Raw genomic sequence first — 15,997 nt, forward strand, 5'->3', positions numbered from 1 at the left:
AGCTTTCAACGGGGCATCGTGATCAGCAAAGGAAGCATTTTGGCTGTCAACTTGCGCATCTCGTCATCTCGCATATCGAGCATCTCGCGCAAATGCGGGCCGATCACGGCATCTCCGAAGGCCGAGATGGCGATCATGAGTACTGCGCCCTTTACCCGCTCTTCAGCCGGTTGGCCCGGAATTTTCTCTGCAAAGGCACTGACGAGCGACTGAACCGCGTCTCGGATCGGCTCCAGGTGCTCGAAATCCCTCGCGAGCACGATCCACGCAGCCAACTGACCGGCTCCGCCGGAATCGAATGCATCGAACACCTGTTCGACCACTGAACGCTGAGCATTTCGGCTGTCCCTGATGTGTTCGACCGCGGTCTCGAGCGCGTCCGCGAGGTCATCGACCATCGCCCCCATGAGCGATGCCTGCAGACCAGATGCCGATCCAAAATGGTGGATGATGTTCGCATGCGACATACCGACCCGCTGCCCAACATTCGACACGGTCACCGCGCCGGGCCCACCTTCGAGCAAAAGCGACCGGGCCGCGACAATGCTTTCCTCCCGCGCTTCTTCCGCGCTGCGTTTGCGCCGCGTAGCTTTCTTGGTAGCGCTGGACTTGGCATACCGACCACGTGCCACGACGGGTGTCACATTCTCCCCGTCGTTGCTTTTAGACCTTTCCGATTTCTTCATGGCGCCCTCATACGCCCAGAACTTGCTCTGGCAAACTTGCAATGTTTTGGGGCTGCTAGGCTTGGAATGATTGTTCAGTCGCCAGTTTTCCAACTGGCCTCGCTGCTGGAGTTGTTTGCAAGCGTCTGGTTTCTTTACGCAACAAATGTTGGCGACGGGTTGCTTGTCGCAAGCGCGGTTCGTTTCGGCGAAACCGGCGGAGATATCCTCGTCGGCCGGCGTTTCTTCGCTGTCCCCACCGTGGGACGGAAGAAGGAAAAGTGCGATGGAAAAGAGCAAGAACAACGAGCAGCAAAAGCAGCCGAGTCAGCAAGGCGGCTCGGAAGCGAACCGTCAGCGCGAACAGCAGCAGGACCAGCAGCGCCAGCCCGGTGAAAAGGGCAAGAACGCCGCCAGGCCGCAGCAGGACTGACCGGTCGAACTGCGATGAAGAGGCCGCTCCTTCGGGAGCGGCCTTTTTCGTATCTCAGCCGACGACGCCCGCCGCCGCCAGCACCGCCAGCGTCAGCACGTCGGGCGCGATCGCGGTCATCGGCGCGATCTGGACCGGCTTCTCCATCCCGATCAGCATCGGCCCGATCGTGGCGTCGCCGCCCAGTTCGCGCAGCAGCTTGGCCGACAGGTTGGCCGATTGCAGCCCCGGCATGATCAGCACGTTGGCCGGCCCCGAGAGGCGGCAGAACGGATAGAGGCTCATCACCTTGGGGTTGAGCGCGGCGTCCGGCGCCATCTCGCCCTCGTATTCGAAATCGGGCTGCTCGGCGTCGAGCAGGGCCACCGCCTCGCGGATATTGGTCAGCCACTGGCCCGACGGGTTGCCGAAGGTGGAATACGACAGGAAGGCCACGCGCGGCTCGTGCCCCATGCGCCGGGCCACTGCCGCCGTCTCGCGTGCGATATGCGCAAGCTGGTCGGCGCTCGGCCGTTCGTTGATCGTCGTGTCCGCCATGAACGTGGTGTGGTTCTTGCCGATCATCATATGGATACCGAACGGCACCTGTCCCGGCTTCGGATCGAGCACGAGGTTCACTTCGCGCGCGGTCTGCGAGAACGTGCGCGTAAGGCCGGAAATCATCGCATCGCCATGGCCGAGCGCGACGAGCAGCGCGGCGAACACGTTGCGTTCCTGGTTGACCATCCGGCGCACGTCGCGCTCGGTCCGGCCCTTGCGCTGGAGCCGCTGGTAGAGATAATCCACCATTTCCGGCACCAGCTCGGAATCGTTCGAATTCTGGATCTCCCACTCGTCCGGATCGTCGACGCCGAGCGCCTCGAGTGCGGCGCGGACTTTCTCGGTCCGCCCGACGAGGATCGGGGTGCCGTAGCCGAAATCGCGGAACTGGATCGCCGCCCGCAGCACCACGTCCTCTTCCGCCTCGGCGAAGACGACGCGGCGCGGGTTGGCACGCGCGAGCTCGTAGGTGTTGGTCAGCGCCGAGGTGGTCGGGTTGAGGCGCGCCTTCAGCGACAGGCGGTAGGCGTCCATGTCGGCGATCGGCGCGAGCGCCACGCCGGTGTTCATCGCCGCCTGCGCCACCGCCGAGGACACCACCTCCATCAGCCGCGGATCGAACGGCGCGGGAATGATGTAGTCGGTGCCGAAGGCGTGGTTCTTGCCGTAGGCGGCGGCGACCTCGTCCGGCACCCGCTCGCGCGCGAGTTGCGCGATGGCGCGCGCGGCGGCGATCTTCATTTCTTCGTTGATCGCGGTCGCCTGCACGTCGAGCGCCCCGCGAAAGATGAACGGGAAGCCGAGCACGTTGTTGACCTGGTTGGGAAAATCGCTGCGGCCGGTGGCGATGATCGCATCGGGGCGCACGGCCTTGGCCTCGTCGGGCATGATCTCGGGCACCGGGTTCGCCATCGCGAAGATGATCGGCTGATCGGCCATCTTCTCGACCCACTCGGGCTTGAGCGCGCCCGCTGCGCTGAGGCCCAGGAAGATGTCAGCGCCCACCAGCGCCTCTTCCAGGCTGCGCGCGTCGGTGTCGATCGCGTGCGCACTCTTCCACTGGTCCATCGAATCGGTGCGGCCGCGATAGATCGGGCCGGAGCGGTCGCACACGGTGACGTGATCGTGCGGCACGCCCATCGCCTTGATCAGCGCGGTGCAGGCGAGCGCGGATGCACCCGCGCCGTTCACCACCATCCGCACGTCCTTCAGGCTGCGGCCGGTCAGGTGGCAGGCATTGATGAGCCCGGCGGCGGCGATGATCGCAGTGCCGTGCTGATCGTCGTGCATCACCGGGATGTTCATGCGCTCGCGCAGCGCCTGCTCGATGATGAAGCACTCGGGCGCCTTGATATCTTCCAGGTTGATGCCGCCGAAGCTCGGCTCCATCAGCGCGACCGCCTCGATGAAGGCGTCCGGCTCTTCGGTCGCGAGTTCGATGTCGATCGAATCGACGTCGGCGAAGCGCTTGAACAGCACCGCCTTGCCTTCCATCACCGGCTTGGAGGCGAGCGCGCCGAGGTTGCCCAGGCCGAGGATCGCGGTGCCGTTCGATATCACCGCGACGAGGTTGGAGCGCGCGGTGTATTTCGCGGCGTTGGCCGGATCTTCCGCGATCGCTTCCACCGGAGCGGCGACGCCGGGCGAATAGGCGAGGCTGAGGTCGCGCTGGGTCGCCATCGGCTTCGACGCGACGATCTCGATCTTACCCGGACGGATCGTCTCGTGGTAGAAGAGCGCCTCGCGCGCGGTGAAGGTCGCCTGCTTTTCCTCGGCCAACGCCATGTCTCCTGATTTCTTGTGCGCCCCCTAACCAACTCGCCGCACGAGCGGTAGGGGAAAGGCGCTTCGGACGCCCTTTCCGAATCGTGCGAGCCGGCGCTAGGCCCGTACCGATGACGGCGAAATCGACCCCGATGATGGAGCAGTACCATGCGCTGAAGCGCGAGGCTGGCGATTGCCTGTTGTTCTACCGGATGGGCGACTTCTTCGAGCTGTTCTTCGACGATGCGCGGGTTGCGGCGGGCGTGCTGGACATCGCGCTGACCACGCGCGGGGAGCACGGCGGGGAAGCGGTGCCGATGTGCGGCGTGCCCGTGCATTCGGCGGAGGGCTACCTCGCCCGGCTGATCCGCGCCGGATGCCGCGTAGCGATCGCCGAACAGGTCGAGACCCCGGCGGAAGCGAAGAAGCGCGGCGGTTCCAAAGCGCTGGTGAAGCGCGACATCGTGCGCTTCGTCACCGCCGGGACGCTGACCGAGGAGGCGCTGCTCGAGCCGCGCCGGGCGAACGTGCTCGCCGCGGTGTGCGAGGTGCGCGGCGTAATCGGCGCGGCCTCAGTGGATGTCTCGACCGGGCGCATGGCGCTGGAGGAATGCCCGCCCGACCGGCTGGGCGCGGCGCTCGCGCGGCTGGGGCCGAGCGAGGTGGTGGTGCCGGAGGACTGGGACGATGCGCCGGGCGACGCGATCCCGCGCCCGCGCGGCGATTTCGCCAGCGACGGGGGCGAGACGCAGTTGAAGGCGGTGCACGGCGTCGCGACGCTCGACGGGTTCGGCGCATTCACCCGGCCGATGCTCGCCGCAGCGGGCGGCTTGCTCGCCTATCTCGACCACGCCGGGCGCGGCAAGCTGCCGCTGCTGCTGCCGCCGGTCGCACACACGGGCGAAGCCGCGCTGGCGATGGACGAAGCGACGCGCGCTAGCCTCGAGATCGTCGAGGCACAGCAGGGCGGGCGCGCGGGCAGCCTGATCGCGGCGGTCGATCGCTGCGCCACCGGCGCGGGCGCGCGGCAACTGGCCGAAGATCTCTCCGCTCCGCTCACGGACGCGGGGGCGATCGAGGCGCGGCTGGCCTTGGTCGGCTGGCTTCACGCCGACCCGCTGTTGCGTGCCGACTTGCGTGAAGTACTGCGCGCGCTGCCTGACATCGGCCGCGCACTGGGCCGGATCGTCGCCGAACGCGGCAGCCCGCGCGATCTGGGGCAGGTGCGCGACGGACTGGCCGAGGCCCGGCGGGTGCAGGATCACCTGAAAGGCAAGCCCGACCGCCCCGCGCTGCTCGACGCGCTGCTGCCTGCGCTGGGCGGCCATGGCGCGCTGGTCGACCTGCTCCAGCGCGCGCTCGTCCCCGCCCCGCCGACCGAGCGGCAGAACGGTGGCTTCATCGCCGAAGGCTACGACGCCGGGCTCGACGAGTTGCGGCAGACATCGGGCAACGCGCGGCGCGCCATTGCCGCGCTGGAGGCACGCTATCGTGGCGACACCGGGATTTCCGCGCTCAAGATCAAGCACAACGGCGTGCTCGGCTATTTCATCGAAGTGCCCGCGAAGCATGCCGACGCACTGATGGCGGCGGACAGCGGCTTCACCCACCGCCAGACGATGGCGGGCGCGGTGCGGTTCAACTCGCTCGGGCTGCACGAGGAAGCCGCGCGCATCGCCGAGGCGGGCGGCCACGCGCTGGCGGCGGAGGAAGCGCATTTCGAGGAGCTGACCGGCGCGGTGGCCGTAGCGCGCGAGGCGATCGCCGAGACCGCCGCGGCGCTGGCGCGGCTCGACGTTTCGGCGGGCAATGCCGAGCGCGCGGCGGAAGGCGACTGGGCGCGGCCCGAGATCGTCGAGGATCGCTGCCTCGAGATCGCCGGCGGGCGGCATCCGGTGGTCGAGGCGGCGCTGGCGAAGGCCGGCGAGCGCTTCGTCGCCAACGACTGCACGCTCGCGCCCGCCGACCGGCTGTGGCTGATCGGCGGGCCGAACATGGGCGGCAAATCGACCTTCCTGCGCCAGAACGCGCTGATCGTGCTGCTGGCGCAAGCCGGGTGCTTCGTGCCCGCCGCGAGCGCGCGGATCGGGCTGGTCGACCGCCTGTTCAGTCGCGTCGGCGCGTCGGACAATCTCGCGCGCGGGCGTTCCACCTTCATGGTCGAGATGGTCGAGACCGCCGCGATCCTCAGCCAGGCCACCGAGCGCAGCTTCGTGATCCTCGACGAGGTCGGGCGCGGCACCTCGACCTACGACGGGCTCGCGCTCGCCTGGGCGGTGGTCGAGGCGGTGCACGAGACCAACCGCTGCCGCTGCCTGTTCGCGACGCATTACCACGAACTGTCGCGCCTCGCCGAAACCTGCGACGCGCTCAGCCTCCACCATGTTCGCGCGCGCGAATGGAAGGGCGATCTCGTGCTGCTGCACGAACTGGCCGAAGGGCCAGCGGACCGCAGCTACGGCCTCGCTGTCGCGCGGCTCGCAGGTGTGCCCGAACAAGTGGTGGCACGCGCGAAATCGGTGCTCGACAAGCTGGAGAAAGGCCGTGCGGAAACCGGCGGTCTGGCGGCGGGGCTCGGCGACCTGCCGCTGTTCGCCGCCGCCAGCGTGGTGCGCGAGGAGCCGATCGATACTGTGCGCGAGCGGCTGCGCGAACTCGATGTCGACGCGCTCAGCCCGCGCGACGCGCTCGATGCGCTCTACCGGCTGAAGCAGGACGCGGGCTCCACCGAGTCTTAAGCATTCGCGGTTATGCCGATGCCGCGATGGAACCCAATCTCTTCCGCAGCCGGGGCATTGCCCTCGCCTTCGCCGGCCTCGTGCTGGTCGGTGTGGTATTGCTCGTGGGCAGCGAGCGCGACGCGGGCCTGCTCGACCGGTTCGTGCGCAACGAGCCAGACTTCGTCGAAGAGGTCGGACCCATCGAGGAGTCGCCCGGGCTTCCCTCGCGCGAACTCTACGTTCCTCCACCCGAGACTTCCGCCGAGATGAGCGGAATGTCCGAAGGCGGAGGCGAGTTCGCCTCCGACGAGGAATTGATCGACGACACGGCGGGGCTGGACAGCGGTCCGACCATTTCTCCCGACTCCGCGGACAGCGACGGCGCGCTGCTCGAAGACGAGGGCGAGGCGATGTTTATCGAGCCCGGCGGCGAACTCGATTTCTGATTGCTCAGGTGCCGTCGCCGCGCAGCCCGTCGGGCTTGCGCGCCTTGCCGTACTTGTCGACGTTGTCGTCGTGGTTCGGCTCGCCACGATAGGCGTCCATGTCGATCCGGCCCGAGCTTTCCATGTCGCGCATGTGATCGACGGTGTCCTGCGTCGAATCGTTCATCAGGCCGCTCGAATTGTCGCTTTTCTTGCTTTCGGTCGGGCTGGTTTCGGACGGCTCCTGCGCGTCCTTCGCCACCTCCTGCGCCTGCGACAGGTGATCGTCCTGTTCGGCGTTGTGCGTTTCGGGGGCGAGGTCGGCCTGGCGCTGTTCCTGGCTCTTTGCGGGGGTGTCGGTCATGCGAAGTCTCCTTTACATGGCCAAACGGGCCGCGACGGCACCGCGTTCCCGCTTCAGCGGGTAGGCACCGGCTCCTCGCCCGAATAATCGTAGAAGCCGCGCCCCGTCTTGCGGCCGAGCCAGCCCGCCTCGACGTATTTCACCAGCAGCGGCGCCGGGCGGTAGCGCGGGTCGCCGGTGGTGTCGTGCAACACTTTCACGATCTCGAGGCAGGTGTCGAGACCGACGAAATCGGCCAGTTGCAACGGCCCCATCGGGTGATTGAGGCCGAGCCGGCAGCCCTTGTCGATATCGGCGATGCCGGCAGTGCCCTGCCCGAGCACCGTCGCCGCCTCGTTGATCATCGGTAGGAGGATGCGGTTGACCACGAAGCCGGGCTCGTCCTGGCTCAGCACCACTTCCTTGCCGAGGCTCTCGGCGAAAGCGCGGGTACGCGCGACCGTATCTTCCGAGGTAGCGAGGCCGGGGATGACCTCGATCAGCCCCATCACCGGTACGGGGTTGAAGAAATGCAACCCGATGAAGCGCGCGGGATCGGGCGCGTGGTTCGCCATGCGCGTGATCGGGATCGAGCTGGTGTTGCTGGCGAGGATCGCGTCCGCCGCGAGCACCTTGCCCGCCTGCTCGAAGATCGCCTGCTTCACCGCCTCGCGCTCGGTCGCGGCTTCGATAATCAAATCCGCTTCCGCCATCGGCGCGTAGTCGGCGACCGGGGAGATGCGCGCCAGCGCGGCATCGGCATCGGCCTGGGCGATCTTGTCCTTGGCGACCAGCTTGCCGAGCGAGCGCTCGATGCCCGAGACGGCCTTCTCGGCGACCGCCAGATCGACATCGGCGAGCAGCACGTCGATCCCGTGCTGCGCGACCGTCTGCGCTATCCCCGAGCCCATCTGGCCCGCCCCGATGACGGCTATCCTTTGCATCGCATGATCTCTTCTTGGTTGCAGCTGGTTAGGTGCGGCTGGCTAGGTGCGGTTGGCTCCGGGCACCCACTTCACGTCGCCCGCGCCGTTGTCGTTCAGCACGCGGGCGAGGACGAACAGGTGGTCCGACAGGCGGTTGGCATAGGCGAGCGCGGCGGGATTGACCGGTTCGGCCTCCGCCAGTTCGGTCATCGCGCGTTCCGCCTCGCGCGCGGCGGCGCGGGCGACGTGGACGCGCGCAGCGGCCTCGGTCCCGCCCGGAAGGACGAAGCTGGTGAGCGGGGCCAGCGCTTCGTTCAGCCGGTCGATCTCGGTCTCCAGCCAATCGACCTGCGAGGCCACGATGCGCAGCGTCATTTCCGATGGTGTAAAATCCTCCCCCGGCGTGGCAAGGTCGGCGCCGAGATCGAACAGGTCGTTCTGGATACGATGCATCGCTTCGGCGTGCTCCCCGCCCGCGAGCGAAACCGCCGCGAGGCCGAGCGCGCTGTTCGCCGCATCGACCTTGCCGATCGCGGCGATGCGCGGCGAATGCTTGGCGGTGCGCGAACCGTCGACCAGCCCGGTAGTGCCCTCGTCGCCGGTGCGGGTGTAGATCTTGTTGAGCTTGACCATGTGTACGGTGCGCGCTCGGTCAGTTGGCGATGGCGAGCAGCACCGCGACCACGACCACCGCCAGCGCCTGATACTTGATGCGGTTGAACATCATCTTGTTCTGCAGGAGCTGCATCTCGGTGGCCTGCCCGGTGTCCTCCTGCTCGAGGTCCATCTTGGTGCTCTTGAGGAACGCGACCACGCCGCGAACGAGCGAATAGACGACCAGTCCCATGAGGACGACGAGGACGATGACGAGAAGTGTGGTCATGCCGTGCGATGTAGGCCTTGGCCGAGCGAAATGCCAGCCGGGAAGCGGTGCGCGCGCAACGCGGCGGCGAGCGCCGCGCCGTCCTCCCCCGCCCGCCGCCGGTCGGCCAGCCCAAAGCCCTCCTCGCCCGAGTTGCGGCGCTTGGCGAGCTTGATGCCGCTCTCGTCCAGCAGCAGCGGGTGGTGATGCCATGTCGGCACCGGCAGGCCGAGCAGCGCCTGCAGCAGGCGGTGAACATGGCTCGCGGCGAACAGGTCGCGCCCACGGGTAACCAGCGTGACGCCGTCGGCTGCATCGTCGAGCGTGGCCGCGAGATGGTAGCTCGCCGGCTCGGCCTTGCGCACCAGCACCACGTCGCCCAGCCGCGAGGGGCCCAGCCGCGCGGGATCGGCGGCTTGCGGCCCGGCCAGTTCGTCGATCCATTCGAGCGGGCCGGTGCGTTCGAGGGCGGCGGCCACGTCGAGCCGCCACGCGACCGGCCCTTCCCCCGCCCCCGCCCTGCCCTTGCAGGTGCCGGGATAGACTGGACCCTCCGGCCCCGCTTCCGTGGCGGCGGCGGCGATCTCGGCGCGGGTGCAGGTGCAGGGGTAGAGCAGGCCTTGTTCTCGCAAGGTTTCCGCCGCTGCGGAGTAGCTTTCCAGCCGGGCAGACTGCGGCGCGACCTCCCGCCATGCGAGGCCGAGCCAGGCGAGATCCTCGCGGAACTCGTCCGCCAGTTCCGCCCGGCTGCGCGCGCCGTCGATATTCTCGATCCGCAGCAGGAAGCGCCCGCCTCTCTGCGCCGCCAGATCGTGCGCCACGATCGCCGAGAAGGCATGCCCGAGGTGCAGCGATCCGTTGGGGCTGGGGGCGAAGCGGGTGACGGTCAGCGGGACTCTCCGTGGCGCAAATGCCGCGACTCGCGGCAAAAAGCTTGTGGATTCGCATCCTGTAACAGGCTTGACGCCTTTTGCGGCAAGTGCTCCCTTCGACGCATCAGGGAGGACGCTGAAGGGTGTTCAAGGCTGAACTGATCGAACGCGCGGCGCGGTTCAGGAGCGCCGATGACGACCCGACACGCAACCTGTCGGCCTGCCCCGCGCTCGTGCTCAACGCCGACTACACCCCGCTGTCGTATTACCCGCTGAGCCTGTGGCCGTGGCAGACTGCGATCAAGGCGATCTTTCTCGACCGGGTGGACGTAGTGGCGAGCTACGAGCGCGAGGTCCACTCCCCCTCGCTCGACATGAAGATCCCCAGCGTGATCGCGCTGAAGCAATACGTGAAGCAGTCCGAGTTCCCGGCCTTCACCCGCTTCAACCTGTTCCTGCGCGATCGCTTCGCCTGTCAGTATTGCGGGAGCGGCGAACACCTGACGTTCGATCACGTGGTGCCCCGCCGGCTCGGCGGCCGGACGACGTGGGAGAACATCGCCACCGCCTGCGCGCCGTGCAACATGAAGAAGGGCGGGCGCACGCCCAAGCAGGCGCACATGCCGCTCGTCGCCCCGATCCGCCCGACGAGCTGGCAATTGCAGGAACGCGGCAAGGCCTTCCCGCCCAACTACCTCCACGAGACTTGGCGCGACTGGCTCTACTGGGACATCGAACTGGAGGCGTGAGCCGGGCGGTGGACCACCGACCGGGGTGCTTTGAACAACTTTGTCGTCCGGTTTTCTGAATGACAAACAAGAGCTTGCACGGCGTTTCCGGGTCGCCGTTGTCACCTTTGCGAATCCTGCGACAATCTGGTTTGCGGAGCTCATGGAACGGGGCTGCCATGCTACGCGGCATGTAGGACAGTGAATTCGGAAATGTGCGATAGCGACGACTTCGTAGAAATCATTCCCATGCGGCCAGCGAGCCTTGGACTTTCATGTAAATCCAACTAGCAAGTCCAGCATGAGACATTATTGGCTCCTAGTTTTGTTGGCAATTTTTTCTGACTGTGTTTGGGCACAGGAGCCACCCGACCGAGCCGGAGAAAGTTTTCACATCACCGTATTTCACGAGTCGAAAAGTGAAGAGGAAACTGGCTCGTCCAGCAGTAGCGGCCGACACGAGTATATCGAGCGGATCGTTGCCATCAGAAATGAGGGAGTTGAGCGAGTTTTCGACATCACTCGCCAACCTGACGAAAAATCCCAACTGATCGATTGGCAATTTCCGGTTCGAATTTTTGAGGCGAATGATGGCAAGATGGAAATCGTCAATCGTGGCGATATGGAAGCTCGCCGTGATGCCTGGCTGGAGGCAGCCGAAATTCCCTTTGAAGCATGCGGGACTTGGTATTTCACCTGGAACGCGTTTCAAGTGGAGTGCGATCCTGAAGCAATTCTCGAAACTGTCCGTAGGATCAATATACAACCCGAAAACTTGGAAGACGGAGCAAGTTTCTCCCATCCAGCGGCAATTCGTCCGGGTAGTCTTCAAAAGCTCAATGACGTCGGGTCTGAATTTCGGGTGAGAATGGTTGTGGACGAGGAGCATTTTCACCGCTCTGCGGCGCAGAATGACGTCATCGTGGGCGAAATCATGGGTGAACCGATCACCTTCGATGAAGCCTATGAACGACGAACGGTCGAGCAGATCACTGGGACCATCGAAGTGATCTTGACAGTTTCCGAGTCTGGGCGAGTTGCTAAGCAGGTGACCTCTATCGAAACCACAAAGATCAAGATCGATGGTAAAGAAGAGCGATCAGTGTCGAACGAAGTAATTGAGCGAACGGAAACGTAGCACCATTGGGCCAAGGCTTCATTTGAGACAAGCAGGCTTGAAGCTTCAATCAGCTTCCCACCCTATCGCAGACTTCACGTTACCGCTGCCCGCTCCTGAAATTCCGCCCGCTCCCACTCGCCGTTCTCCAGCACTTCGGCGAGATGGCGGGCGGCTTCGGCGACATCCGCGAATGAGACGTAGGCCGGGGCGAAGCCGAGGCGGAGGATGTCGGGGTCGCGGAAGTCGCCGATGACGCCGCGGGCGATCAGGGCCTGACATACGGCGTAAGCCTGCGGGTGGCGGAAGGAGAGCTGGCTGCCGCGCCGTGCGGGATCGGTCGGGCTGGCGAGGTCGAGCTCGAGGCCGTGTTCGGCGAGGCATTCGCGGAAGAATTCGGACAGCGCGCGCGATTTGGCGGCCAGGCGGTCGATGCCGATTTCGGCGATCAGGTCCACGCCCGCTTCCAGCGCGGCGAGGCCGAGGATCGGCGGGGTGCCGGTGAGCAGGCGGCCGATGCCCGGCGCGGGCGCGTAGTCGTCGGAAAAGGCGAAGGGCGCGGCGTGGCCCATCCAGCCGGTCAGCGGCTGTTGCAGCGCGTCGTGGTGGCGGCGCGCGGCGTGGGCGAAGGCCGGGGCGCCGGGGCCGCCGTTCAGGTACTTGTAGCCGCAGCCGACCGCGAAATCGGCGTTCGACCCGTTCAGATCGACCGGAATCGCGCCCGCGCTGTGCGACAGGTCCCACAGCACCAGCGCCCCGGCTTCGTGCGCGGCGCGGGTGAGCGCGGCCATGTCGAACACTTCGCCGGTCTTGTAGTGGACGTGGGTCAGCAGCAGCAGCGCGACGTCCTCGTCCAAGGCGTCGGCAATGTTGTCGCGCGGGGCGAGGCGGCGGGTGGCCAGTCCCTGCGCCTCCAGCCCGGCGATCATGTAGAGATCAGTCGGGAAATTGCCCGGCTCGCTGAGGATGACTTTCCGTCCGGGCCGCATGTGGAGCGCTGCCGCGATCAGCTTGAACAGGTTCACGCTGGTGCTGTCGGCGGCGATCACCTCGTCCGCCCCGGCGCCGATCAGCGGGGCGATCTTGCCGCCGACGCGCTGCGGCAGGTCGATCCAGCTCGCGCTGTTCCAGCTTCGGATCAGCCCTTCGCCCCACTCGCCGTGCACGACTTGCGCCAGCCGCTCGGCCGTCGCCTTAGGGAGTGCGCCGAGCGAGTTGCCGTCGAGGTAGATCACGCCTGCGGGCAGCTCGAACCAAGCGCGGTAATCGCGCAAGGGATCGGCGGCGTCGAGGGCGCGGGCCTGATCTATCGGATCGCTCACGCCTTTTGGGTCCCGGCGATGTGGTTTTGCTCACACGAAGACACGAAGGCACGAAGATCGTGTACCTGCGGCAGCGCCGCGACTGTGCTTCGGGCTATGCGGTTCGAGCGCGACACTTCGTGCCGCGGGGCATCTTCGTGGCTTCGTGTCTTCGTGTGAAGTCCGGCTACGCCAGCCATCCGCGACACGCTCATATCGCCGTCCGCACGCTGAGCAGTTCGGGGAAGAACGCCTGTTTGAGCACGCCTTCCAGATAGGGCACGCCCGGCGTTCCACCGGTGCCCTTCTTGAAGCCGATGATCCGCTCCACCGTCTTCAGATGGCCGAAGCGCCAGCGCTGGAAATGGTATTCGAGATCGACCAGCTTTTCGGCGAGTTCGTAGAGGTCCCAGTGCTCGGCGGGGTTGCGGTAGATCTCGGCCCATGCGGCCTCAACCTCTTCGGAAATCTCCCACGGCGCCGCGTGCGCGCGGTTCAGCACGCCCTCGGGAATCGCGAAGCCGCGCTGGGCGAGCAGGCGCACGGTTTCGAGGTAGATGCTCGGCCGCGCGAGTTCGGCGCGAAGCTGCGCGGCCACCTCGGGCACCGCTTCGTGCATCGTCACCATGTCCGGGTTGCGCCCGCCGAGGAGGAATTCCATCAGCCGGTACTGGGCGGACTGGAAACCGCTCGAATTGCCGAGGTGCGGGCGCACGGTGGAATAATCGTGCGGGGTCATCGTCGAGAGCACGTCCCAGCTCTGGATCAGTTGCCCCTGCGCGCGGGCGACGCGGGCGAGCATCTTGAACGCCGGGCGCAGGCGATCGGCGGCGATGCATTCGCGCGCGGCCTGCAATTCGTGCAGGCACAGCTTGAGCCACAGCTCGCTCGCCTGGTGAACGACGATGAACAGCATCTCGTCGTGCGCGCCCGACACCGGGTGCTGCGCCGACAGGATGCGGTCGAGATCGAGGTAGGAAGCGTAGGTTACGTCGCGGGCCATGCCTGCGGCCCTAGCGCGATCCGATTGCGAGTGAAACTATCCCTCGACCACCTGTGTCGCGGGATGGTGCTTGTCGAGATGCTTCTTCACGATCCTGAGGTTGCGCGTGTTCGAGCGGAACAACAGGTCGAACGCGTCGCCGGCGATCGGAATCGCGCCCACCGCGGTGTCGAACGCGACATTGCCCGCCATGCGCCACAGCTTCCACTTCGGCAGGCCGAGGTTGCGCGCTTCCCACACTATGTAGGCGCCCATCGCCGCGGTCACCACGTCGCCGACCACGGGCACCAGCCCGACGACCGAATCGAGCCCAACCGGATAGTTGATGCCGGGGATGCGGAAGCTGCGTTCGAGGACGTGCTCCATCGCCTCGATCCGGCGGCGCACCGAATGCGGATCGTTGCCGGTGGGCAGGTCGAACCCTCCCATCGGGCGGGCCTGGCGGGGCGGCGGCTGGTCCATTCTCGCGATCTCCTTCCTGCTAGGGTCGAAATTCAATCAGGCCGCGGTCGAGACGGAGCGGATTTTGGCTCCAGGCAAGGAGCAAGGAGGGAGCGATGGATATCCATCGTGACCGACGCGCGACGCCGCATGGCGCCAAAAGCCGCCCGCCGCGCAGCGGTTGCCCATGAGAGCCCGCCGAGCAGCGTCGCTTGCTTGCGCTTAGCGCTGCTAGGCGACTGCGCTGCACTCCTTGTCGGCGGGCTCTCATGGGCAATCTCGATCCGCGGCCTGATTGAGCTTCGACCCTTAGATGGGCCGCAGCGCGAGCGGGAACAAGGGATGGATCGACCAGCGATTTTCCTCGAACCCCTGGACCCCGCCGCGCAGCAGCGACCAGCGGATCGGCGCGCCGAGCGGAATGTAGACGTTGGCCGAAAGCAGGTCGGCTTCGGCCTCGGCGAACAGCGCGCCGCGGGTGATCGGATCGGGCGCGGAGATCGCTTCGGCCACGCGCAGGTCGGCTTCGGGCACGCACAGTCCGCGGTCGAGGCTGCAGCTGAACTGGTTGAGGAACCAGCGCGCCCCGCCGTAGCGTGCGACCCGGTCGACGAGCGTGAGATCGGCTTCGTCCGCGCTGTCGACCCGCGCCAGCGTGACTCCGATGGCCGCGAGATCCTGCGCCAGTTGGGTGAACAGCGTGTCCGATCCGGGCCCGGGCGGGAGAAAGATCGTGGCGCGCGGTGCGGCACTGCCGCCCTCCTCGCCGCCCTCGCCTCCGTCCCACGCGGCGATCCGCCGGGCGGCGAGCGCGCGGCGCTCCTCGATCGAGAGGTCGGTCCAGCGCTCGGCGATCGTGCCGATATCGTCGGGCAGGCCGGGCGGGACGAGCCGCGTGGTCGGAATCCAGCCGCCGATGCTGAACGGCTGGAGCAGGGCTTCGCGGTCGATCGCCAGCGCCAGGGCCTCGCGCCGCGCGGCGTCGGCGAGCAGGCCGTTCTCGCCGTCGCGCCCGGCGTGGACCTGCAGGCCGAACAGCCCGAGCGCCGCGTCGAGCCGGACGGTCCCGCGCGAGAGCGCCCCGACGTCGGCCAGCGGCAGGTTGACCAGCGAGCCGCCGAGCACGAGGTCGGCTGCGCCCGAATCGAACGCCGCGATCGCCTCGCTCGCCGGCAGCGCGCGCAGGCGCACCTGGCGCGCCCGGTCCTCCCACCGCGGGTCTTCCGGCAGGCCGCGGGTGCGCGGCGCCATCGGCGTGAGGAGCCAGCCGTTGTCCGATTCCGCCGCGCGCATCGGCCCCATCCCGGCACCGCCGCGGCGCAGGCCGAGTTCGGGCTGCGCGAGGATCTGCAGCAGATCGGGCATCGGGCTGGCGAGCCGGATCTCGATCACCCGCCCGGTCATCGCGCGCACTTCGCCGATCTTGGCGAGGTCGAGCCCGAGCGAAGTGCCGCGCAGGCGCGCGATCGTGCGCTCCAGCTCGGCGCGAACCGCCTCGCCCTCGATCGCGGTGCCGTCGGGCCAGTCCGAATTGCGCAGGCGGAAAATGTAGCTGAGGCCGTCGTCGGTGACGATCCAGCGCTCCGCCACCGCCGGGACGACATTGCCCCCGGCGTCGAGCGCGACCAGCCCTTCGGCGGTAGCGGCGCGCAGATGCTGCGCGGCCGGGGCCAGGCGCAGGCCGGTTTCGGTGAGATCCTCCGGCGTGCCGATGAACACCACGTCGACGATATCGTCGCCGCCGGACGCGCCGCATCCCGTCAGGATCAGGGTCAGAGGCGCGACGAGCGCGAGGACGAGCGGACGGATTCGCATTGCGCTTCGCGCCCTAGCAAGGAACGCGCGCGCGGTCAGCGC

The 15,997-nt window shown here is 66.9% G+C and carries 16 protein-coding genes; 5 read left to right on the top strand and 11 right to left on the bottom strand.

Annotation, left to right across the window (positions count from 1 at the left end; translation table 11 throughout):
- Positions 1-5: 5 nt before the first annotated feature.
- The gene (locus tag ACE3QC_RS07450) at positions 6-965 is read right to left on the bottom strand and encodes a TetR/AcrR family transcriptional regulator (protein ID WP_374406844.1); all 960 of its coding nucleotides are present in this window, start codon (positions 963-965) and stop codon (positions 6-8) included.
- Between ACE3QC_RS07450 and ACE3QC_RS07455 the strand changes: the two genes are divergently transcribed.
- The gene (locus tag ACE3QC_RS07455) at positions 952-1,098 is read left to right on the top strand and encodes a hypothetical protein (protein WP_374406846.1); all 147 of its coding nucleotides are present in this window, start codon (positions 952-954) and stop codon (positions 1,096-1,098) included. The genes ACE3QC_RS07450 and ACE3QC_RS07455 overlap by 14 nt on opposite strands.
- A gap of 54 nt (positions 1,099-1,152) precedes the next feature.
- On the opposite strand, the gene ACE3QC_RS07460 is transcribed toward ACE3QC_RS07455, so the two are convergent.
- Entirely contained in the window at positions 1,153-3,423 is a 2,271-nt protein-coding gene (locus ACE3QC_RS07460) for an NADP-dependent malic enzyme (RefSeq protein ID WP_374406848.1), read from the bottom strand.
- 110 nt (positions 3,424-3,533) lie between these two features.
- Between ACE3QC_RS07460 and mutS the strand changes: the two genes are divergently transcribed.
- Both mutS and ACE3QC_RS07470 read left to right on the top strand, forming a co-directional pair.
- A complete protein-coding gene (gene mutS / locus ACE3QC_RS07465) occupies positions 3,534-6,140 on the top strand; it encodes a DNA mismatch repair protein MutS (RefSeq protein ID WP_374406850.1) in 2,607 nt (868 codons plus the stop codon).
- Positions 6,141-6,166: 26 nt separating this feature from the next.
- The gene (locus ACE3QC_RS07470) at positions 6,167-6,568 is read left to right on the top strand and encodes a hypothetical protein (RefSeq protein ID WP_374406852.1); all 402 of its coding nucleotides are present in this window, start codon (positions 6,167-6,169) and stop codon (positions 6,566-6,568) included.
- A gap of 4 nt (positions 6,569-6,572) precedes the next feature.
- Here ACE3QC_RS07470 and ACE3QC_RS07475 read toward each other — a convergent pair whose 3' ends face one another.
- Genes ACE3QC_RS07475 through gluQRS form a run of 5 tightly spaced genes read right to left on the bottom strand, consistent with a single transcriptional unit; the run spans position 6,573 to position 9,568 of the window.
- Complete coding sequence (locus tag ACE3QC_RS07475) at positions 6,573-6,911, bottom strand: hypothetical protein (protein WP_374406854.1); 339 nt, start codon at positions 6,909-6,911, stop codon at positions 6,573-6,575.
- A 53-nt stretch (positions 6,912-6,964) separates the two neighbouring features.
- Entirely contained in the window at positions 6,965-7,834 is an 870-nt protein-coding gene (locus tag ACE3QC_RS07480; protein WP_374406856.1) for a 3-hydroxyacyl-CoA dehydrogenase family protein, read from the bottom strand.
- 42 nt (positions 7,835-7,876) lie between these two features.
- Positions 7,877-8,449, bottom strand: a complete 573-nt coding sequence (locus tag ACE3QC_RS07485) for a cob(I)yrinic acid a,c-diamide adenosyltransferase (protein ID WP_374406858.1) — start codon at positions 8,447-8,449, stop codon at positions 7,877-7,879.
- 19 nt (positions 8,450-8,468) lie between these two features.
- The gene (locus ACE3QC_RS07490) at positions 8,469-8,699 is read right to left on the bottom strand and encodes a hypothetical protein (protein ID WP_374406859.1); all 231 of its coding nucleotides are present in this window, start codon (positions 8,697-8,699) and stop codon (positions 8,469-8,471) included.
- A complete protein-coding gene (gene gluQRS / locus ACE3QC_RS07495) occupies positions 8,696-9,568 on the bottom strand; it encodes a tRNA glutamyl-Q(34) synthetase GluQRS (protein WP_374408017.1) in 873 nt (290 codons plus the stop codon). Before gluQRS ends, ACE3QC_RS07490 begins: the two co-directional genes overlap by 4 nt.
- A 143-nt stretch (positions 9,569-9,711) precedes the next feature.
- On the opposite strand from gluQRS, the gene ACE3QC_RS07500 reads away from it, so the two are divergent.
- Together ACE3QC_RS07500 and ACE3QC_RS07505 are read left to right on the top strand one after the other, a co-directional pair.
- Positions 9,712-10,299, top strand: a complete 588-nt coding sequence (locus ACE3QC_RS07500; protein ID WP_374408019.1) for an HNH endonuclease — start codon at positions 9,712-9,714, stop codon at positions 10,297-10,299.
- Positions 10,300-10,579: 280 nt separating this feature from the next.
- A complete protein-coding gene (locus ACE3QC_RS07505; RefSeq protein ID WP_374406861.1) occupies positions 10,580-11,416 on the top strand; it encodes a hypothetical protein in 837 nt (278 codons plus the stop codon).
- A 74-nt stretch (positions 11,417-11,490) separates the two neighbouring features.
- Here the strand turns inward: ACE3QC_RS07505 and kynU are convergent, their stop codons facing one another.
- From kynU to ACE3QC_RS07525, 4 genes are all read right to left on the bottom strand, one after another.
- Positions 11,491-12,717 carry a kynureninase gene (kynU, locus tag ACE3QC_RS07510; protein WP_374406863.1) on the bottom strand — a complete coding sequence of 409 codons (1,227 nt, stop codon included), beginning with the start codon at positions 12,715-12,717 and terminating at the stop codon, positions 11,491-11,493.
- A 190-nt stretch (positions 12,718-12,907) separates the two neighbouring features.
- Entirely contained in the window at positions 12,908-13,699 is a 792-nt protein-coding gene (locus ACE3QC_RS07515) for a tryptophan 2,3-dioxygenase (RefSeq protein ID WP_374406865.1), read from the bottom strand.
- A 36-nt stretch (positions 13,700-13,735) separates the two neighbouring features.
- Positions 13,736-14,161 carry a DUF4112 domain-containing protein gene (locus ACE3QC_RS07520; RefSeq protein ID WP_374406867.1) on the bottom strand — a complete coding sequence of 142 codons (426 nt, stop codon included), beginning with the start codon at positions 14,159-14,161 and terminating at the stop codon, positions 13,736-13,738.
- A 288-nt stretch (positions 14,162-14,449) separates the two neighbouring features.
- Positions 14,450-15,955 carry an ABC transporter substrate-binding protein gene (locus ACE3QC_RS07525; RefSeq protein ID WP_374406869.1) on the bottom strand — a complete coding sequence of 502 codons (1,506 nt, stop codon included), beginning with the start codon at positions 15,953-15,955 and terminating at the stop codon, positions 14,450-14,452.
- Positions 15,956-15,997 lie beyond the last annotated feature (42 nt).

The sequence above is a fragment of the Pelagerythrobacter sp. genome (genome assembly GCF_041912895.1).
Classification (GTDB): Bacteria; Pseudomonadota; Alphaproteobacteria; order Sphingomonadales; family Sphingomonadaceae; genus Pelagerythrobacter.